The sequence below is a fragment of the Ureibacillus chungkukjangi genome (genome assembly GCF_003217295.1).
In the GTDB taxonomy this organism is placed as follows: domain Bacteria; phylum Bacillota; class Bacilli; order Bacillales_A; family Planococcaceae; genus Ureibacillus; species Ureibacillus chungkukjangi.
Genome location: NZ_QJTJ01000010.1, coordinates 70429 through 90913 on the forward strand (window position 1 = coordinate 70429; position 20485 = coordinate 90913).

Annotated in this window: 17 protein-coding genes; 12 read left to right on the top strand and 5 right to left on the bottom strand. The window is 38.0% G+C overall.

The window, feature by feature from the left end; genetic code table 11:
• Window positions 1-36 precede the first annotated feature (36 nt).
• Complete coding sequence (locus BJ095_RS09475) at window positions 37-3147, top strand: MMPL/RND family transporter (RefSeq protein WP_235867624.1); 3111 nt, start codon at window positions 37-39, stop codon at window positions 3145-3147.
• 393 nt (window positions 3148-3540) lie between these two features.
• Here the strand turns inward: BJ095_RS09475 and BJ095_RS09480 are convergent, their stop codons facing one another.
• Together BJ095_RS09480 and BJ095_RS09485 are read right to left on the bottom strand one after the other, a co-directional pair.
• Window positions 3541-4164 carry a hypothetical protein gene (locus BJ095_RS09480; RefSeq protein ID WP_153062700.1) on the bottom strand — a complete coding sequence of 208 codons (624 nt, stop codon included), beginning with the start codon at window positions 4162-4164 and terminating at the stop codon, window positions 3541-3543.
• A gap of 318 nt (window positions 4165-4482) precedes the next feature.
• On the bottom strand, window positions 4483-5676 hold the full coding sequence (locus tag BJ095_RS09485) for a YbfB/YjiJ family MFS transporter (protein ID WP_107935152.1): 1194 nt from the start codon (window positions 5674-5676) through the stop codon (window positions 4483-4485).
• Between the two features lie 237 nt (window positions 5677-5913).
• On the opposite strand from BJ095_RS09485, the gene BJ095_RS09490 reads away from it, so the two are divergent.
• From BJ095_RS09490 to BJ095_RS09515, 6 genes are all read left to right on the top strand, one after another.
• Complete coding sequence (locus BJ095_RS09490) at window positions 5914-6675, top strand: GNAT family N-acetyltransferase (RefSeq protein WP_107935215.1); 762 nt, start codon at window positions 5914-5916, stop codon at window positions 6673-6675.
• A gap of 17 nt (window positions 6676-6692) precedes the next feature.
• Window positions 6693-7799 (top strand): o-succinylbenzoate synthase, encoded by a 1107-nt coding sequence (gene menC / locus BJ095_RS09495; protein ID WP_107935151.1) that lies wholly within the window; start codon window positions 6693-6695, stop codon window positions 7797-7799.
• 168 nt (window positions 7800-7967) lie between these two features.
• Window positions 7968-9008: a YkvI family membrane protein gene (locus BJ095_RS09500; protein ID WP_107935150.1), complete on the top strand. Its 1041-nt coding sequence runs from the start codon at window positions 7968-7970 to the stop codon at window positions 9006-9008.
• Between the two features lie 128 nt (window positions 9009-9136).
• Window positions 9137-9877, top strand: coding sequence for a hypothetical protein (locus BJ095_RS09505; protein ID WP_235867625.1), 741 nt, complete (start codon window positions 9137-9139; stop codon window positions 9875-9877).
• A 67-nt stretch (window positions 9878-9944) separates the two neighbouring features.
• Window positions 9945-10355 (top strand): hypothetical protein, encoded by a 411-nt coding sequence (locus BJ095_RS19020; protein ID WP_181418016.1) that lies wholly within the window; start codon window positions 9945-9947, stop codon window positions 10353-10355.
• Between the two features lie 128 nt (window positions 10356-10483).
• Complete coding sequence (locus BJ095_RS09515) at window positions 10484-11500, top strand: S66 family peptidase (protein WP_107935148.1); 1017 nt, start codon at window positions 10484-10486, stop codon at window positions 11498-11500.
• Between the two features lie 80 nt (window positions 11501-11580).
• Here BJ095_RS09515 and BJ095_RS09520 read toward each other — a convergent pair whose 3' ends face one another.
• Together BJ095_RS09520 and BJ095_RS09525 are read right to left on the bottom strand one after the other, a co-directional pair.
• The gene (locus BJ095_RS09520; protein WP_107935147.1) at window positions 11581-12000 is read right to left on the bottom strand and encodes a universal stress protein; all 420 of its coding nucleotides are present in this window, start codon (window positions 11998-12000) and stop codon (window positions 11581-11583) included.
• 12 nt (window positions 12001-12012) lie between these two features.
• The gene (locus BJ095_RS09525; protein WP_107935146.1) at window positions 12013-13446 is read right to left on the bottom strand and encodes a SulP family inorganic anion transporter; all 1434 of its coding nucleotides are present in this window, start codon (window positions 13444-13446) and stop codon (window positions 12013-12015) included.
• 93 nt (window positions 13447-13539) lie between these two features.
• Between BJ095_RS09525 and BJ095_RS09530 the strand changes: the two genes are divergently transcribed.
• Together BJ095_RS09530 and BJ095_RS09535 are read left to right on the top strand one after the other, a co-directional pair.
• Complete coding sequence (locus BJ095_RS09530) at window positions 13540-14082, top strand: recombinase family protein (RefSeq protein ID WP_107935145.1); 543 nt, start codon at window positions 13540-13542, stop codon at window positions 14080-14082.
• 26 nt (window positions 14083-14108) lie between these two features.
• Window positions 14109-15266 (top strand): amidohydrolase, encoded by a 1158-nt coding sequence (locus BJ095_RS09535; protein WP_107935144.1) that lies wholly within the window; start codon window positions 14109-14111, stop codon window positions 15264-15266.
• 159 nt (window positions 15267-15425) lie between these two features.
• On the opposite strand, the gene BJ095_RS09540 is transcribed toward BJ095_RS09535, so the two are convergent.
• Complete coding sequence (locus BJ095_RS09540; RefSeq protein WP_107935143.1) at window positions 15426-16184, bottom strand: SDR family oxidoreductase; 759 nt, start codon at window positions 16182-16184, stop codon at window positions 15426-15428.
• Window positions 16185-16329: 145 nt separating this feature from the next.
• On the opposite strand from BJ095_RS09540, the gene BJ095_RS09545 reads away from it, so the two are divergent.
• From BJ095_RS09545 to BJ095_RS09555, 3 genes are all read left to right on the top strand, one after another.
• Window positions 16330-16893, top strand: coding sequence for a TetR/AcrR family transcriptional regulator (locus BJ095_RS09545; protein ID WP_107935142.1), 564 nt, complete (start codon window positions 16330-16332; stop codon window positions 16891-16893).
• 78 nt (window positions 16894-16971) lie between these two features.
• The gene (locus BJ095_RS09550; protein ID WP_107935141.1) at window positions 16972-18684 is read left to right on the top strand and encodes an ABC transporter ATP-binding protein; all 1713 of its coding nucleotides are present in this window, start codon (window positions 16972-16974) and stop codon (window positions 18682-18684) included.
• Window positions 18685-19486: 802 nt separating this feature from the next.
• Entirely contained in the window at window positions 19487-20476 is a 990-nt protein-coding gene (locus BJ095_RS09555) for an ABC transporter substrate-binding protein (protein WP_107935140.1), read from the top strand.
• The last annotated feature ends 9 nt before the right edge of the window (window positions 20477-20485 follow it).

Sequence of the window (20485 nt, forward strand, 5' to 3'; positions counted from 1 at the left end):
GACAAAATGAAATATATAGAAGAAAGGTGATTAGTTTTGAAAAATTGGCTGAATGTACGTACAGCATCGTTTTTAATATGGGTCATTATCTCCATCGTGATGATTGTCACAATGCCAAACTTAGATATGCTAGTGCGTGAAAAAGGTCAAACAGAAATTCCGTCCTATACACAAAGTCAAATAGCATCTAAGCTGCTAACAGAAATGGCAGACGATAGTACAGATGCCTATGAGTTTATAGCAGTGTTTACTAGTGGAAGTGATGAAGCATTAAGTGATACGCAGCTTGAAGAGGTCGACCAAGCTATCCAATCACTAAAAGACAAAAGTGGTGAATTAGGCATTACAGATATGCTTGCACCTTCTGATAGTGAGGAAGCAGAAAAGCAACTCGTTTCCGATGATGGCACAACAATCTTGACTCAAATTTCCGTTGACAAAAGTCAAGGAACGGTGGAAGAAGCTGCTCAAAGCTTACGAGACAAAACCAAATTACAATCTGTTGATTCTTATTATACAGGAACAGATATTGTAATGGATGATTTCGTTAAGTCTTCTCAAGAGGGCATTAAGAAAACAGAGGTTATTGCCATTGTTTTCATCTTGGTTGTTTTAGTTTTAGTTTTCCGTTCACCAGTAGTACCTTTAATTTCTTTAATTACAGTGGGCGTTTCGTACATCGTTTCTCTTGGGATTGTTACACAGCTTGTTGATAAGTTTGACTTCCCATTTTCGAACTTTACCCAGGTATTTCTAATCGTTATTTTATTTGGAATTGGGACAGATTATAATATCCTTCTTTACACACGCTTTAAAGAAGAGCTTGGTAAGGGTGGACATATACTAAAGGCGATTACGGAGACATATCGTACTGCGGGTAAAACAGTTATCTATAGTGGAATTGCTGTTTTTATCGGGTTTATCGTTTTGTATCTAGCTGAATTCAAGCTTTACCAAGCAACATCAGCAGTTGCCATTGGGGTAGCGGTGTTATTACTTGTTCTACTTACATTAAATCCGTTCTTTATGGCGGTATTTGGCATTAAAATGTTCTGGCCGATTAAAACTATTAATGGCCATAGTGAAAATAAAATCTGGTTATTTTTATCAAAGCATTCCTTCTTTAGACCAATTGTCGCTTTGGTATTAGTAGCAGCGATTTCGGTACCATTTATTATTAAATATTCTGGCGAGCTGAATTATAACGACTTAGTTGAAATCAGTGATGATTACGAATCAAAACAAGCAATCAATGTGATTGAAAATCATTTCCCATCTGGATTCTCATCACCAACAACTTTGGTCATTAAGTCTGAGGACTCTCTAGCAACTCAAAAAGGCTTACAGGACATCGATCAATTGGCAGAAGTCATCTCAAATATAGATGGTGTCTCAAAGGTTTTATCGGTAACACGTCCAGCTGGTGAGAAAATAGAGGATTTATATATTCAAGATCAAACAAATACGTTAAATGAAGGTCTTGGCTCTGCACAAGAAGGCTTAGGAACGATTAATGAAGGACTTTCTGAAGCTGAAGATAAGCTTGGAGCAGTCGATCAAAACAGCTTTGACAGCGTCCAGCAGCTAATCGATGGTACGTCTTCGATGGAGCAGGGCGTTGGGCAACTAGGTGACGCTTTAAACCAAGTAGCACAAGGCTTTGAAAATGGTGCAAACGGTGCAACAGAGTTAGCGACTGGCTTAAATACCCTGAAGCAAAGCATCGAGGAGTTAAGTGACGGTGCAACACGATTACAGCAAGGCTATGGAGAGCTTGAAAATGGATTTAGTGCATTTAGTGAGCTTTTCACTACAGTGGAAAATGCGATAGCAAGTAGCGCTCAAGGTTATGTAGCAATTGAACAATCCATGAATGCATTAGTTCAATCAAATCCAGAGTTAGCCTCTGATGTAAATGTTCAAACAGTAATTGGAACAGCCAAAGGTGCTCAAGCACAGCTTGCACAGTTAGAGGCAAAATTAATAGAGCTTACGCCACAATATAATGGTGCTGTTGCTTCTTTACATGAAGCAAATACGGCCTTTTCTCAAATTACAAATGGCTTACAGCAGGTTGAAGCAGGAGTAGGGCAATTACAAACTGGAGCAAATACTTTAGCGACAGGTCTTCAATCTGGTGAAGCAGGGGTCAATGAAATTAGCTCAAAAACGGGTGAGCTGAAAACAGGCTTATCTACTGTGAATGACGGTCAAAAACAATTGCAAGATGGCTTAGCTACTCTACAAGATAAAATGCAGCAATTACAAGACGGCTTAGCAAAGAGTACAGATGGCTTAACTGAAATTAGTGATGGCTTATTAGACGCACAGGATTATCTTGGTGAAGTATCTAGCTCAGATTCAAATAGCGTATTTTATATCCCGCAAGAGGTTCTAGACGGCGAGGAATTTGAAGAAAGCTTAAATATGTATATGTCGAATGATCGTACAATGACTAAAATGACGATTATCTTAGATGTAAATCCATATTCAAAAGAAGCGATGGCAATCATCAAGGACATTGACGAGCAAATCAAAGCAACAGCTAAAAATGCGAGCCTCTCTGATGCAGAAATCGCATTAGGTGGAAAATCTACAGCCAATGTAGACTTACAGCAAATCTCAAGTGATGACTTTACACGCACAATTGTCATCATGATGATCGGTATTGCGCTTGTACTAGTGTTTATCACACGTTCGATTTGGCAGCCAATTATCATTATTGGCTCACTAATTTTAGCGTACTACACATCACTTGGACTTGCAGAATTATTAAGTGAAGCAGTGCTAGGTCAAAGTATCCTGAGCTGGAATGTACCATTCTTCAGCTTCATCATGATTGTGACATTAGGAGTAGATTACAGTATCTTCTTAATGATGCGCTACCATGAGGTGAAGGATCAAGGCAGTGTAGGAATTATTGATGCATCAAAACATATCGGCGGCGTTGTCTTATCAGCTGCACTAATTTTAGGCGGTACGTTTGCAGCTCTAATTCCATCAGGCATCATCACATTAATGCAAGTAGCCATTCTTGTATTAATCGGCCTAGTATTACTAAGCTTCCTGATGCTACCGGTATTCATGCCAGCAGTAATGGGGCTAACAGAGAAACTAAAAAATCTAGTATCTAGAAAAAAAGAATAGCGTTTAGGCTTGGGCAGGATGCGACGAGGGCGAGGGAAATTTTAATTTTCCTCGTCTTTTTGTTTTGGGAAAAGAGGAGGGGTAACTGTGCTGATGAAACGCGTCTCAAAAGGAAATCGAGTGTGAGACGCGTCAGACTAGCCAGATGCCCCCCTCACACAAAAAAGATGCCTATTAGCTTCGAACTAATAGGCATTAAATAGGTTGTATAAAATGGGTTAGTGGAAGAAAATTTTGCCCTTAATAAAAAGGTAGCCAAATTTACAATAAATCTTAAAATTCATACGTTCAAGTAAAAGTGTTTAAATTATTAGCTTCCAATCACATTCGTGAATAATGACAGAAAGGAGGAGGTTTTCATCATTATTGGTTGTGATTGATGCTAGATTCGGTTTAGGGCTTTATACTTTTGGAATCTTCTTTGAACTCAGATTCCGGTTTAGAAAATAAGGCATCTAAATGGAGAAATCCTTCTTTGTGCAAAAGAGAAAGTACATCTGGAAGCCAAATCTTCTCAGGAATATCAACATGCTGTTGTTGCTTTTCAAGAGGCGGCTGTTGGAATTCGGATTCCACTGCCTCGGTTTGAGTAAACGTGCAATCTTCACAATGCTCGCATTTGCTAGAATCTGATGGATGATTGGTTATTTTATAGGCTTTTAGAATATCCGATATTACTAAACAATTATTATGGTGTTCCTCTGAACCCTTTTCAGAATTCTCTGCATTATAGCATTTGCTTACATGATCACATTGGCAGTTTCCTCTATATACTTCATGCTGCATTTGCATTGTTTCTAAGAAATGTTGGATGCACACTTCCAATTCCTCATGGAGAATCCGCTTGAGAGGGGAAAGAAAATGAATTAGCAGTCGCTGTTCAGTTAAATCTACCAGATGAGTTTGTTTTCCAACGTGGTAATCATTTCTTATTGGGCGCTCCACTCCGTCTTGGTCATGTTGCCATTTCATAAAAACAGAGATTAATAATAGATTAATAAGGTGGTTTGTATCCATTCTTTGAAGTTCTAGGTCATCCCTTTGCCTTTTTGGAGGAGTGTGAACAGGGCAAGTGAATGGGTAAGAACAATTACAAACCATTTCTTCACCTCCTTTCTGTACCATAATATTCGCTTAATAGATTTAGTTCATGGACATATAGCCATGAAAGTTAAAAACTTACGAAAGGCTAATATGAAAACAGGAGGAATGAATCTACTTTCATATAGAAGTTGGGAGAGTGACTAGAGAAATGCTGGAGGATTAATTGAGGTTAGGAATGGAGAGAAGTAAAAAAGCTTCTCTTATCTAAAGAGAAGCTACTAAATAATAGATTTAACGTGCATGATGGGAAGCCTCTATAGCTTTAGAAAGCTCTTTTCTATCGCTATACCATTTTCCTACTAGTAGAACTGCTAGAGCGACGGTTACAATCGAGCCTGCGAAGGAAAGCGGCGCCTTAAAGCTATTAAAGTAGGATTCAACCGAGCTTGCTAATATAGGCCCAATAATTTGACCGAGTGCATAAGCTGTTGTTAGAGCTGAAACGACAACACCGCTTTGCTTTGGAAATAGTTCGCGTGCATATGCAGTTGAAAGAGATACAATCCCTACAAAAGTAAAGCCGAACAAAAAGGCTGATAGAAGTACACTCCAAGCTGTTTGAGTGAATACAGGTAATAGAATCCCAATCACTTGTAATATGTAAGCAATTGATAAAACTTTGACAGTAGAGTATTTAGAGATTAACATCATCCAAATAGGAGCAGCTGGTGCAGCAGCAATTCCTGCGATTACCCAACTAAAGCTCGCAAAGGATCTTAAACTCTCAATATTGTATATAATATCTACTAAAAATGTCCCTGTAATAATATAGCCAAGACCCTCTAAGCCATAAGCGATAATTAGCCAGGGCATAAACCCCTGAAGGATTTTTGTATCATTTGTTTTTTCAACTTTCACTCCATCTTTAATAGATATATTTTTCCAAAGAACGAGAGTGGAGATTGCAAATAATGCACTTAGAACTCCTAGCCCTAACCAAGTGCCTTCCCAATCATAAATACCTTCTATAAAAGGGACGAGTAAGCCAGAAATCGCAATTCCTATTCCAATTCCAGAAAATAAAAAGCCTGAAAAACGTGTCTGAAAATGTGAGGCTAAGTAATCCATAATAATGCTAGATGTAAGTACAAAAATAAAGCCACTAGTAGCGCCTGCAACAAAGCGTAAGAGCACCCACAGTAAAAAGGAATGTGTTAGCCCCATTATCAAAATCGATAATACATTCAGAAGAACGGTTAGAAGCAAAAAATTCTTTTTATTGCGATAGATAAATCCAGCACCTAGAGCTCCAACAAAGTAACCGATATAATTACTTGAAGCTAAATAGCCACTTTTCTCAAATGAAAGTCCTTCATCAATTCGCATAAATGGTAAAATCGGTGTAAATGCAAAACGACTGATTCCCATTGCAACAACTAAAAGCAGCACGCCCCCAATTAGCACCCCTATGTGTTGTCTCTGCAAATAGTACATCCCCTTAAAATCAATTTATGAAAAATTTCAAAAACTTTCCTATAATTGTAACATTCTATATTCGGGAATCAACACTTTTAGAAAATGGATCATTGGGATAATTTAATTTAAAAAATAAAAGAAGGAACCCCTTTTGAATATATATAATTATGTATAAATAACTTCATCTAGAAAGAAGGACTAGAGTTGGAGATAAGAGAGATAAGATCAATTGAAGAGCTCGAAAAAATGCAGCAACTTGAAGTGGAGGTTTGGGGACATCCACCAATTCCAATTCATCAAACCTTAACAGCTATTAAAAATGGTGGAATTGTTGTTGGGGCATTTGAGGGAGAAAAGCTAGTAGGTGTAAGTTATAGTTTTCCGGGATATAAAAAAGGAAAGGTTCATCTAACCTCACATATCCTAGGAATTTCAAAAAACGTACGTGAAAAGGGAATTGGAGAAGCACTAAAGTGGGAACAGAGAAAAATTGCTATTGAGCGCGGCTATGACATGATGTTGTGGACATATGATCCACTAGAAACACGAAACGGCTATTTAAACCTAACAAAATTACACACTATCTGCGATACATATATAGAAAACTGCTATGGTGAAATGCAGGATGGGTTAAATAAGGGACTTCCATCAGATCGATTTGAGGTGAATTGGCATTTAACATCAAAGTATGTGGAAAAAAAGCATGCAATCGACTTAACAAAAGCGAGTATAGTTGCTCCATATAAAATGAATGACTTAAACTTCCCTGTACTTGCAGAGGTGAATTCTCAACTTCTTCTTGAAGAAGATGTATATTTATTACCAGTACCACAAAGTTTTCAGCAATTAAAAGCAACAGATCCAAAGCTTGCTTTAGATTGGCGTTTGAAGACGCGCAGTCTGATTCAAATGTTATTTTCAAATGGCTATGCAGCTGTTCGCTTGGAAAAAGGAAAAGATGTTCATTACTATCAATTTATAAAAAGAGAGCTTATCGAACTCACATAGAAGAAAAGAGGAAAACTATGAAGATAAAAGAAATAACAATCCGTCATTTGAAAATGGAGCTCAAAACCCCCTTCTCTACAAGCTTTGGTACCTTTCTCGATAAAGAATTTTTATTATTAGAGGTCACTGATGAGCAGGGAACAATCGGCTTTGGAGAATCGGTTGCTTTTGATGCCCCTTGGTATAACGAGGAAACGTTAAAAACCAATTGGCATATCTTAGAGGACTTTTTAATTCCATTAATTTTAAATAATAAAATCGAGCATCCTGATGAGCTTGAGCAGCTATTCAAGGGAATTCGAAAAAATTATATGGCGAAGTCTGCAATTGAAGGGGCTATTTGGGATATTTATATACAGCAAACGAATCAATCCTTAGCACAGGCACTAGGTGGTAAAAAGGAAAAAATCGAAGTGGGGATTAGTTTAGGGATTCAAGAGACGATAGAGAAACAAATAGAAGTTGTAGATAAGGCAGTTAAGGATGGCTATAAACGCATTAAGCTAAAAATTAAGCCGGGCTGGGATATTGAAGTAATGCGTGCTCTTCGTGAAAGATTCCCGGATATGCCGATGATGGCAGATGCCAATTCAGCTTACACTTTAGAGGACGTGGACGTCTTTAAACAGCTGGACGAATTTAACCTAATGATGATTGAACAGCCCCTTGCATCGGATGATATTATTGACCATGCTGTGCTACAGAAGCAAATCAAAACACCGATTTGTTTGGATGAAAGTATTCATTCATTTGAAGATGCTCGAAAAGCCGTTGAACTTGGAAGCTGTGGTGTTATCAATATTAAAATTGGTCGTGTTGGTGGGATTTCAGAGGCGAAAAAAATCCATGATTACTGTGAAGAAAAAGGGATTCCAGTTTGGTGCGGCGGTATGCTCGAGTCAGGGATTGGTCGTGCCCACAATATAGCGTTAACATCACTTTCAAACTTTGTTATGCCAGGTGACACAGCAGGTTCAAGCCATTACTTTGAACAGGATATTATCACACCAGAAGTTGTTGTAGAGGATGGTTATATTACCGTCCCACAGGAGGTAGGAATTGGTTTTAAACCGAATTTAGAAGCTATTACAAAATATACTGTAGCTAGTAAAACCTATAAGTAAAAAACAAAAATCGCAGGGATGGGTATGGCAAATTACTCTTCCATGCGATTTTTTCGTCGAAATTTGAAAATCATTTAATTGCTCCCTTAGACGTATGTATAAAGAGAGAGAAATCATATCAAAAAAGCTTAGATATATGATTGTCCAATTTTAGAAAAGAGGGAATTGGTGAAAAAGAGTTTTCAAATTGGTGGCGCATTTGTTGGATTAGTTGTTGGTGGTGGCTTTGCATCTGGACAGGAAATCATGCAATTTTTCACTGGCTTTGGAATTTATGGGATTGTTGGTGCTATCGTTGCTATGATAGGCTTTGCATTTTTAGGAATGAATATAGCGCAATTAGGCTATGAACTACATACTACATCACATAAAGCAGTTGTTTATCACATAGCAGGTCGATCATTTGGATCAATTCTAGATATATTAATTACCTTCTTTTTATTTGCCGTAACAGTAGCAATGTTTGCAGGAGCAGGAGCTACTTTGTATCAAATACTTGGTATTGATCCGATTATCGGTAGTCTGTTTATGGTAATCATTACGGTTTTAACATTAATGCTAAATGTAAAAAATATCATTAATGTAATCGCTGTAGCTACACCTTATTTGTTGGGAATAATGCTGATTATAGCGATCTACTCGATTTTTACTATGGACTTAACTTTAGCAGAGCAAAATATATTAGCACAGCATCAACGAGTAGCTGCTCCCAATTGGCTAATGGGCGCACTACTTTACGTATCCTATAATCTTGCTACAAGTGTTGCTATGATGACAGTTGTTGGCAGTACGGCAACTAGTCGCAGAGTAGCCGGATTTGGGGGAATAATTGGCGGGGTAATGCTGGGGATTTTAATCATTCTTATTAATGTGGCCATGTTAGCTAAAATGGATGTGGTAGCTGGGAAGGACATGCCGATTCTAGAAATTGCAGCTAATATGCACCCAGCGCTCGGATTATTAATGGCGGTTGCATTATTAGGTATGATTTATAACACAGCAGTTGGTCTTTTTTATTCGTTTGTAGTTCGTTTTGTCCCGCGAAAGGATCCAAACTACAAACCGATTGTCATTATGGTAGGTGCAATTGGCTTTATGTGTAGCTTTGTAGGCTTTACTACACTAGTCGGCCAGGTATATTCACTAATGGGCTATCTTGGCTTTGCAATTATAATTGCCATTATTTTTTCATGGATTAACAAACGATAACCTATACCCGCACAAATACTGTTTTTCAGTAGGTATTTGTGTGGTTTTTATTTTTATCGATAAAGCTACACTTTTCCTTGCCTTAGCTCATTTAATAAATAGAAGAATCTATAGCAAGGAGAATGATGATGAATAATCAATTTTATTGGAGAAGGGTTCCTAGAGTGTCAGCTACTGGTCAGACAGTCGTTGCTAGCGCAATGGGGGATGTAACAGGAGATGGGCATCCTGATTGGATTTACTTAACTGGTACAAAGCAATCGGATAGTCCGTATATCACGAATATCCAGATGGTGCTTAAAGATGGTCGAACTAATCAATTCCAAGCCTTTCCACTATCAGAAAATGCAGGTTATGAGCCAACGATTTGGTTAGGCGATTTGACTGGGAATGGAGTGAAGGATATCCTTGTTGCCATGGATTCGGGTGGTAGTGGAGGCGTTATTTTTGCCTACGTCTATTCCTTTATCCAAGGAAGATTGATGAAAATTTTTGACTCTGTTCAATTTAATGACCGGCACACATTTAAGGTGCAATATGAAAATAACTATAAAGTCGGCGTATATAGTGGAGATCCAAAGAAAAAATATACTTTAGATCTGCAATATAAGGGCTCAGATTATTTAAATGAAATTTACAATGCAGATGGCACGCTAAAAGAGCCAATAGAAGGCTGGGTAGATCCAATCAGTGCGATTTATCCTGTTGATTTAGCGCGAAATGGCAAATATGATTTGCTTACTATGCAACAAATTGCTGGACGCTACCATGCAGATGGATTAGGCTTTGTTGAAAACTTGCTACATTGGGATGGAAGAGAGTTTATTATTGTGCGCCAAACTGTAGGGATTTATGGGGAAGATTTATAAAAAAAATAAGTATATCCTCCTTAAAACAACACATTCTAAGACCATCACTTTAAGGAGGGAAAATGTGTTGAAAAAATTATTAGCAATTCCGTTTATGTTTCTTTTTGCAGGAGCTTTAGTTGGATGTGGTTTGACTGATGAGGCTCAAAATGATGACGTTATTAATGAAGATGTAAATGACGTGGATACTAATTTAAATGATGACACAAACGGTACAGGTACTAACAATAATACTGTCGGTGACGATGAGATATTAGATACAGAAGATGGAATGGGTACCAACAATGGTACAACTGATGGTACTGGTGGTACTAATAATTCTACTGGTGGTACAACAAATGGTACAACGGGTGGAACAGGTGGTACTACAACTGACGGTGCTGGTACAACAGGTGGAACTGGTGGTACTGGAACAACAGGCGGAACAGGTACTGGTGGAACTGGTACAGGTACTGACCTCGATGAAAATGAAGAATAATTAAATGAACAATGCCGATTTCTATTCAGAAATCGGCTTTATTTTTTTGAAAATTAATCCTAAATAACTCGAGTGTATAATATGTTATTAAAAACATAAGTATTTATAGACGAAATGGGGCTATTTTGATGATTCGTTATCCATTATTAAATGAGCCAGTAAAAATTGGTGTTACGGCACCTTCATCTGGATTACATTTGGAGCAGCATTCCTTATTAGAAGAGGCAGTTTATCGTATGAAAGGAAAAGGCTACGAATTTTTAATAGGACAAACATGCTGGACTCAATATAAAATGAAGTCGGCGCAAGCAACAGTAAGAGCAGAGGAACTGAATCAAATGTTGCGAGATGACACTGTCCAATTGATATATCCACCTTGGGGCGGAGAGCTGTTAATCGAAATTTTAGAGCATATCGACTTTGATAATATTAAGCCTAAATGGATACTCGGCTATTCCGATATAAGTTCGCTTTTGCTGGCTATCACTTTAAAAACAGGAATCGCTACAGCACACGGGCCAAATTTAATCGATATGCGTGGACAAGCATCGGATCCTACAACAGCCATGTGGGAAAAGGTGTTGTTTACAAAAAAGGGCGAGGAAATTACCCAGTATCCCTCTGAAATGTATCAGCTAAGATGGCAGCATGATTATGTAACCGATTGGGTGTATCACTTAACTGAGCCAACAAAATGGAAGACCATTAAAAATACCCCGATTCTCATAAAAGGGCGCTTACTTGGAGGGTGTATTGATGTTATCCGTCATTTAATTGGCACTCCATTTGGGGATGTCGGGCAATTCCAACAAAAGTACATAAATAATGATCCGATTATCTGGTACTTTGAAAACTGTGAATTGAGTGTGCCCGACTTGCGAAGATCGCTTGTTCAGATGAAGCTAGCTGGTTGGTTTGAAAATTGTAGTGGGATTTTATTTGGAAGAAGCGCGGCAAATGAAACCGTAAATGACTATCATATATTGGATGTCTATATGGAGCTTGCTGAAGAACTAAATGTGCCCATTGCATATGATATAGATTGTGGACATATGCCACCCCAGCTTACGTTTATAAACGGAGCATATGCAGAGGTAAGGGTTTATAATAACAACGGAACAATGGTGAAGCAGCTTTTTAAATAAACATAAATAACCCCGTAAAGGATAGATTGGTTTCTAGCTTTTACGGGGTATTTTAATGTTCTTGAAGAGACTTTTAATGTTTATTTTACAACTAATGCAGGGCAGTTAACACGTTTCATGACTTTATGGCTAACGCTGCCTAAAACCATTTCCTGTAAACCGTTTAAGCCGCGGCTACCAATGACAACTAATTCGACCTGCTGTTCATTGGCGTATTTGACGATTTCAGGACCCGGTTCCCCGTGTAAAAAAGTTACTTTATAAGATACATTGGATTCTTTAAGTGTCTGTTCTACTTTAGAAATCTTTTGACGCCTTTCTAAATTTAAAGCTTCACTTGAGCTTGAATGTAATACTCCTGATTTTGATTTGTCGAAGTCTATTACATAAACTACTTCAATAAATGAATCCTCTTTACAAGAAGCAATCTTGATGGCTTCTTTAGCAGCGCGAACAGCATTTTCTGAACCGTCAGCAGCAAGTAAAATATGTTTGTACATTATAATCCCCCCCTAATGAGATGAAGATAGGCTTTCTAATTGCGAAATAATTTTCTTACTGGAAGCATCTAATTCGACCACTTCAACCTGAATCCCTTTTTCCTTTAAAAGTTCTTCCACCTTAACAAGTGCACCAACACCAGAGTCATCCCAAATGCGACTATTTGAGAAATCAATTTGAATGTTATTACTTTTAATTTCATTATATTTAAAGTAGTCAACAAAGGAGTCAGTAGAAGCAAAGAATAGCTGTCCATTTACAAAATAACGATTATCTTCCTGCATGATTTTGACTGAAGATATTTTAACTACAAAAAATACGGCACTTAGAATGACCCCGGCAATAACACCCTTCGAAAGGTCGTGTGTCCAAACGACTATTACAACTGTCGTAAGCATGACAAGGGCATCTGTTCGAGGCGCCTTGACAAGGTATTTAAATGAGCTCCAATCAAAAGTGCCAATACAAACCATAATCATGATACCAACCAAAACAGGCATTGGGATTTTAACGACTAAATCACCAAGCACTAGTATTAAAAACATTAGGAATAAGCCGGCGATTAAAGTAGACAATCGACCACGCCCACCAGATTTCACATTAATAACAGATTGACCGATCATTGCACAACCAGCCATTCCTCCAAAAAATCCAGTAACAATGTTGGCGATTCCTTGTCCACGTGCTTCCTGATTTTTATTACTTTCAGTTCCTGTCATATCATCAACAATTTGAGCTGTTAATAACGATTCCACTAAGCCGACTATGGCAAGTGAAATGGAGAATGGAAATATGATTTTAAATGTTTCAAGATTGAAGGGAACATCAGGAATAATAAATGTTGGTAGTGATTGAGTGATTGTTCCAAGATCTCCAATCGTTCTTAAATTAATACCACTAAAAATTGCCACTACTGTTAATGCAACAATCGCAATAAGCGGTGCTGGAATCACCTTGATGAAACGTGGTAATGTATAGACAAGTAATAAAGTTACGCCAACAAAGACATAGGTCATTGTTGAGATACCGATAAAATGTGGTACCTGCGCCATGAAGATTAAGATTGCTAATGAATTGACAAAGCCAATCATGACGGCGTTTGGAATGAATTTCATTAATTTAGCTACTTTTAGTACACCAAAAATTATTTGAATAACCCCTGTTAAAAGGGTTGCTGCAAATAAGTACTCTACTCCATAATCTCTTATTAATGGAACCATTACTAAAGCCATTGCTCCAGTGGCGGCGGAAATCATCCCGGGGCGTCCACCAGCAAAGGCGATAATGACAGCCATCGTGAAGGATGCATATAGACCAACCATAGGGTCAACGCCAGCGATAATAGAAAAGGCAATTGCTTCTGGAATAAGTGCAAGTGCTACTACAAGTCCAGATAATATATCACCACGGATATTACCGAACCATTGTTGTTTTAAACTTTGCATGGAAATCTCCTTTACTTTAAAATTTCTTTGGCTATCATAACACTTTTATTCCTAAAAAGGAACCTTTTTGGGAATTGAAAAGGAGTGAAATAAATGATTTACGGGTATATACGTCCTTTATATAATGATGAAGATTGCAACGAACAGCTAAAAAAGCTTTCCAACTGTGAAAAGATATATAAGGAATTACACGGCTCTCCCAAAAAAAGAGTAGAGCTTGAAAAAATGTTAATGGCTCTACAAAAAGGCGATATCATACTTGTTGAACGAATGGTTGCTATTGCTGATACAACAAGACACCTCATAGAGCTACTAAAATTATGTGATAAAGATGGTGTGACCATTCAGTTTATTAATGAAGAGATAGAAAGTAAGGGAGCCTTGGATTTTACGTTAACTGAAATGCTAGACCATTTGCTTGCTTTCCAAACCGATATTGTTAAACAATCAACAACTCTTGGTCTTGTAAATGCAAAAGAACAAGGGAAATCTATCGGACGACCTAAAAAGTCAAATGAAAATATAAAAAAAGCTATCGCGATGTACGATTCAGGAAATTACACATTACTTGATATTAAAAATGAAACCGGTATCAGTAAGTCAACACTTTATCGTTATTTGGAATCTGTTGAATAAATACATCTAGAAAGAAGGTACTTAGTATGGGAACAAACTTAGTTGAAAATTTACAATCAAGGCTTGTTGCATATCGTAGGGAACTTCACGAAAACCCCGAGCTAGCCTTTGAAGAATATGAAACAACAAAGCGTATTCGTCATTGGTTAGAGGAAGCAGGTATTACGGTTTTAGATTACTCTTTGGAAACTGGCCTAGTATGTGAAGTAAAGGGTGAACAAGATGGACCAACGATAGCATTACGTGCTGATATAGATGCACTTCCTATCGTGGAGCAATCTGGAGTTGAGTTTTCTTCTAAAACAGATGGGGTTATGCATGCATGTGGTCATGACTTCCATACTTCGTCGATGATTGGAGCAACAATATTATTACAGTATCGCCGTTCGGAGCTAAAAGGGACAGTTCGTATAATCTTCCAACCGGCAGAAGAAGTTGCCGAAGGCGCGGTATATGTTGCTAAACAAGGTGTTTTAGAAGGGGTATCAGCGATTTTCGGGATGCACAATAAACCCGAGCTTCCAGTAGGAACGATAGGTATACGTTCCGGTTCTTTAATGGCGAGTGTTGATCGTTTTGAATTAGATATTATTGGGGTTGGTGGACATGCAGGTATTCCTAATGACACGATTGATCCAATTGTCATTGCTAGTCAAATTGTTAGTGCGTTCCAAAGTGTTGTTAGCAGAAATTTAAGTCCATTCCATAATGCTGTTGTTTCGGTGACAAAGCTTCAATCAGGCAACACATGGAATGTCATTCCGGAGAAAGCAGAACTAGAAGGGACAGTTCGAACATTCCAGGAAGAAACCCGAGAAGTGATCGGTAAACGTATGCAAGCTCTTGCGGAAGGAATTGCAGAAAGTTACGGAGCAAGTGCTGAATTTAGATGGTTTTCTTATCTCCCAGTTGTAAATAACGACGAACGATTTACGAAAATTGCAGCTGAGGCAGCAGAAAATATTGGCTACAAAGCAGTTGAGGCTGAACAAATTCCTGCCGGCGAGGATTTTGCTTTCTATCAAACCCAAATCCCAGGTTATTTTGTGTGGGTGGGTGTTGACGGTCCAAAAGCTTGGCACCATCCAGCCTTTAAATTGAACGAAGATGCATTAGACGTAGCAGCAAACTATTTCACTGAATTAGCAATTCAAGTGCTAGGAAACCCAGAGCTTTTAGGCTAAAGAGCCGGTACGGGAACTGTATCTTTGAAAGGAAACCTTGCATCACCTGCAGCTCAACACTCGAATAAACTGCTTCATGCCCGAAATGTATTTCAACCTTCAAGTGATATGAAAAGGACCATTATTCAATGGTCCCCTCAAAAAATCTAATTCAATATATTAGTATGCAGTCCAACCAGCATCAGCAGCAATTACTTGACCGTTTACAAAGCTTGATTCATCAGAGCCAAGGAATAAGGCAAGCTGTGCGATTTCCTCAGGCTTACCAACACGTGGCATTGTACCACTACCAGTTTGTTGACGTCCCATACCGAACTGAGAAATGCCTGTCATTGAAGCACCTATATTTGTTTCTACTCCACCAGGTGCAATCCCATTGCAACGGATGCCTGAGTTTGCATACATATAGGCAGTATTTTTTGTTAAGCCAGTTACGGCATGTTTTGAAGCAGTGTAGGCTGCACCTGCACGAGCCCCACGCAAACCACCTGCAGAGATGTTATTTACGATTACACCGTGACCTTGTTCTAAAAAGATATTTGTTGCGATACGCATTGCACGCATAACACCAGTAGTGTTTACTGCAAATACACGATCCCATTTTTCATCTGAAATCTCACCGACAGGCTCCATGCCGTCCATGATTCCAGCATTGTTTACTAAAATGTCTAATTTACCGAATGCTGCTTTTGTTTCAGCGAATAGGTTTTCTAAATCACCTAATTCAGCGACATTTGTACGGTTAGCGATAGCTTCTCCACCAGCAGCCTTAATACCTTCTGCTACTGCTTGTGCTCCTTCGAAATTGTAGTCAGAAACAACTACTTTTGCGCCTTCTTTTGCATAAAGCTCAGCGATAGCTTTCCCCATACCAGAAGCTGCGCCTGTAACGATTGCCACTTTGTCCTGTAATCTCATAATAAAAAACCTCCCGTTAAATTATTGAACAGTTGTACAATAAAATTATAAACGAATCAAGTAAACGCTTTCAATCAGCAAAAAAGAGTATAATGTTTAGTAATGAACACAACATGTCTCTTTTGTTCAATAAGGGGTGAAAAAAATGACTCAACTCGACTTGAGAATTGTAAAAACGAAGGAAGCACTGCATATAGCATTACTAACTTTATTAAAAAATAAACCGTTAGAAGCCATTTCAATTTCTGAAATTTGTCGGATTGCAAAAGTAAATAGGGGCACTTTTTATCTGCATTACACACAGATTGGTGATCTATTCGAAGAATATTTTAAAGAGATTGTGGAGGATTTAGCAAACTCCTATCAGGAGCCTTATCGACATGTCATAAAGTTAAATCCTAAAGAATTAAATCCAACGACAATTCGAATATTTCATCATGTTGAGAAGTATAAAGAATATTATCGTATTATATTATCTAAAAATGTACCTCTAACGTATTATTATTTATTACTTGAAGAGGTTAAGAGACTTTTAAGAGGAAATTTAGATAAGGATTATAAATTAGAGGACAGTATTGACTCAAATTTCCAGGCAACATATGCGGCAAATGCTATTTTAGGATTAATTATTGAGTGGTATAATAATGACTTTGAGCAGGAGGCAGACTATTTAAATGAACAGCTTGTAAAAATTCTTAGATTAACATAATTTTTTTCTAACATTTTACCTATAGATAGGTTAAAATTAGAAATTATACTTCGTAAACCGAAATGAGGGGAGACTTCCATGCTTTCAAAGTTTTTTGCCTATTATAAGCCGCATAAACGATTATTTATAGTCGATTTTTCAAGTGCAATTATAGTAGCCATTTTAGAATTAGCATTTCCAATGGCAGTTCAATGGTTTATCGATACATTGCTTCCAACGAATGAGTGGGGAATAATCGTAAATGTAAGTATTTTATTGCTATTGGTATATGTGCTTAGTACGATTTTGAATTTTATCGTCAACTATCTAGGACATAAACTGGGAATCAATATTGAAACCGATATGCGCCAGGATTTATTCAACCATTTCCAAAAGCAATCCTTCCGTTTCTTCGATAATAACAAAACAGGGCATTTAATGAGTCGAATAACAAATGACTTGTTTGATATTGGAGAATTTGCCCATCACGGACCGGAAGACTTTTTCATCGCGATTATGACGTTCATCGGGGCATTTTTGATTATGTTCAACGTCAATCCAACATTAGCTTTCGTTGCTCTTGTCGCTGTACCGTTCTTAATTTGGATTGTTACATACAGTAATAAAAAAATGAACGAAGCCTGGAAAGAGATGTATGGCAAAATAGCGGATGTAAATGGCCGTATTGAAGACAGTGTTTCTGGAATACGTGTTGTGCAATCATTTACAAATGAAAAATTTGAAATGGACCGTTTCCGCGAGCAAAATGGTTTATTTAAAACGGCGAAATTATTAGGTTATAAAGTTATGGCTGGGACGCATTCAGGAATTTACATGATGACAAGATTACTAACTCTAGTCGTACTAGTTGTTGGGGCATGGTTAAGTCTGAATGGAAAGCTAACCCACGGAGAGTTAGTAAGCTTTGTACTTTACACAAATGTGTTAATCAAGCCGATCGATAAAATAAGTGCATTACTTGAGCTGTATCCAAAAGGAATGGCCGGATTTAAACGATTCCAAGAGATGCTAAATGAACAACCAGAAGTGCAAGACAAACCGGGTGCAACCGATGTTGAGTATTTACATGGGGACATTAAATTTGAGAACGTAACCTTTAGCTATGAAGGAGACAAGGTTATTTTAAATGATATTTCATTTGATTTAAGAGCTGGGGAAATGACAGCCTTTGTTGGTCCTTCCGGTGCAGGGAAAACAACGATTTGTTCATTGATACCACGTTTTTATGATGTCACAAGTGGGTCGATCTCAATCGACGGAATGGATATCCGCGATATGTCAAAGCGTTCGTTACGTGACCAAATCGGTATTGTGCAGCAGGATGTGTTCTTATTTACAGGAACAATTCGTGAAAACATCGCTTATGGTAAGCTTGGGGCTACAGAGGAAGAGATTGTTGAAGCCTTAAGAAAAGCCCATTTAGAGGAATTTGTTAATAATTTAACGCATGGTTTAGAAACAGAAATTGGGGAGCGTGGCTTAAAGCTATCGGGCGGACAAAAGCAAAGACTTGCGATTGCTCGTATGTTCTTAAAAAACCCGCCAATTCTAATTTTAGACGAAGCTACTTCTGCACTCGATACAGAAACAGAAAAGATTATCCAAGAATCTTTAGCAGAATTAGCAGAAAACCGTACAACCCTTGTTATCGCCCATCGTTTAGCTACCATTAAGGATGCGGATCGTGTCATGGTCGTAACGCCAAATGGTATAGAAGAAGATGGCTCGTATAATGATTTAGTTGCAGATAACGGTATCTTTGCAAGATTACATCAGCATCAATATAGTTGATAATTTAGAATGCCCTAAAAGCTTGAATGTGAAGCTTTTAGGGCTTTTTTGTATCTTCTTGTGTTTTGATGATTTTTGAATATATGAAGGTCGAAAGTGGAGTGATGCATGAGGAAAGTGATCTTCATGCGGTAGATGAAGGTCGAAACGATAGTGATGAATAAGGAAAGCGACCTTCATGAGGTTGATGAAAGCCAAAACGATAGTGATGGATAAGGAAAGCGACCTTCATGAGGTTGATGAAAGACAAAACGATAGTGATGGATAAGGCAAATGACCTTCATGAGGTTGATGAAAGACAAAACGATAGTGATGGATAAGGCAAATGACCTTCATGAGGTTGATGAAAGACAAAACGATAGCGATGGATAAGGAAAGCGACCTTCATGAGGTTGATGAAAGACAAAACGATAGCGATGGATAAGAAAAGTAACCTTCATGAGGTTGATGAAAGACAAAACGATAGTAATGGATAAGGAAAATGACCTTCACGAACTCGATGAACGCCAAAGCCGAAGCGATCCCCACGAAAAGCATCCTTCATGCACCAAATGAAGGCAAAATCCAGAGCAATCCCCAAGAAAAATGACAGTCACATAAGCCAGTAGCGTAGAACAAAAGCAAGAAGATTATTATCATTCAACCGTACTAATTCCTCATATAAGAATGCCTCTTCAAACCGCCCCCAATCCCCCTAATTTTCATATAATTCAAATCTTCTCTTGACATCTAATTGAAAACGATTATCATTATCATTATAAAAGTCGACTTTTACAAATATTAACTATAGGAGTGTTTTGAAATGAAAAGAGGATGGGGATTTGGTGCAGTAGCAATTTTAACATTAGCATTAGCAGGATGTACCGCGGGTAACGAACAAGCTACCAATGAAGATACAGAGGTGTCTCAACAGGAAACAACAACTGTTTCAGCAGGGGAAACGACGAAATCAGCAACACAAACAATTTCATACTTAGGCAAAGATTACAAAGTTCCTACACAAGTAAACAGTATTGTAGCCGCTAGTTTAGAAGCTATGGAGGACGCCGCTATATTGGGCATTAAACCTGCTGGGGTATTACAAATTGGTGGGGAAATTCCTACTTACATAGCAGATGATTTAGCTGGGGCTGAGCTGATTGGTGATAAGAGAGAGCCAAATCCTGAGAGCATATTAGCTTTGCAGCCAGACGTGATTGTTGGTACATCGAAGTGGGGCGAAGATGTAGTTGAGAAAATGAATAAAATTCAAACGATGATTCCGTATTCTCATATTTCAACAAACTGGAAAGAAAACTTAACGGTTCTTGCACAGCTTGGCGGAAAAGAAGCGGAAGCAGAAAAAATAATTGCTGATTACGAAACAAAGGTTGCAGATGCACAAAGCTTAGCAACAAAGCAATTAGCAGATAAAGAGATTTTAATCATCCGTATTCGTGGTGGCTTAATGTATATCTATCCACAAGATGTGTATTTAAATCCTGTGTTATATGAAGATTTAGGTGCTCCTGTACCTGAAATTATTGCGAAAACAGAAGCACAGGCTGAAATTACGCTAGAAACCTTAGCTGAGGTAAACCCGGATGCTATCTTCCTTCAATTTGAAACAAGTGAGAATGCAGAGGCTCCAAAAAGCTTGGAAGAATTACAAAGCAATCCAATTTTCGCTAATCTAGCCGCTACAAAAGCAAGTCAAGTATATGTTAATTCGATTGATCCTTTAGCTCAGGGTGGTACAGCCTGGTCAAAAGTAAAATTCTTAGATGCAGCTTACGAAAACTTATTCCAATAAATTTAAATC

Bases quoted from the DNA above. Each gene is read 5' to 3' on its own strand.
- BJ095_RS09530 (WP_107935145.1), top strand. From the start codon at position 13,540: ATGATTTACGGGTATATACGTCCTTTATATAATGATGAAGATTGCAAC.
- BJ095_RS09480 (WP_153062700.1), bottom strand. From the start codon at position 4,164: ATGGATACAAACCACCTTATTAATCTATTATTAATCTCTGTTTTTATG.
- BJ095_RS09540 (WP_107935143.1), bottom strand. From the start codon at position 16,184: ATGAGATTACAGGACAAAGTGGCAATCGTTACAGGCGCAGCTTCTGGT.
- BJ095_RS09515 (WP_107935148.1), top strand. From the start codon at position 10,484: ATGATTCGTTATCCATTATTAAATGAGCCAGTAAAAATTGGTGTTACG.
- BJ095_RS09525 (WP_107935146.1), bottom strand. From the start codon at position 13,446: ATGCAAAGTTTAAAACAACAATGGTTCGGTAATATCCGTGGTGATATA.
- BJ095_RS09545 (WP_107935142.1), top strand. From the start codon at position 16,330: ATGACTCAACTCGACTTGAGAATTGTAAAAACGAAGGAAGCACTGCAT.
- BJ095_RS09535 (WP_107935144.1), top strand. From the start codon at position 14,109: ATGGGAACAAACTTAGTTGAAAATTTACAATCAAGGCTTGTTGCATAT.
- BJ095_RS09555 (WP_107935140.1), top strand. From the start codon at position 19,487: ATGAAAAGAGGATGGGGATTTGGTGCAGTAGCAATTTTAACATTAGCA.
- BJ095_RS09520 (WP_107935147.1), bottom strand. From the start codon at position 12,000: ATGTACAAACATATTTTACTTGCTGCTGACGGTTCAGAAAATGCTGTT.
- BJ095_RS09505 (WP_235867625.1), top strand. From the start codon at position 9,137: ATGAATAATCAATTTTATTGGAGAAGGGTTCCTAGAGTGTCAGCTACT.
- BJ095_RS09490 (WP_107935215.1), top strand. From the start codon at position 5,914: ATGCAGCAACTTGAAGTGGAGGTTTGGGGACATCCACCAATTCCAATT.
- menC (WP_107935151.1), top strand. From the start codon at position 6,693: ATGAAGATAAAAGAAATAACAATCCGTCATTTGAAAATGGAGCTCAAA.
- BJ095_RS09550 (WP_107935141.1), top strand. From the start codon at position 16,972: ATGCTTTCAAAGTTTTTTGCCTATTATAAGCCGCATAAACGATTATTT.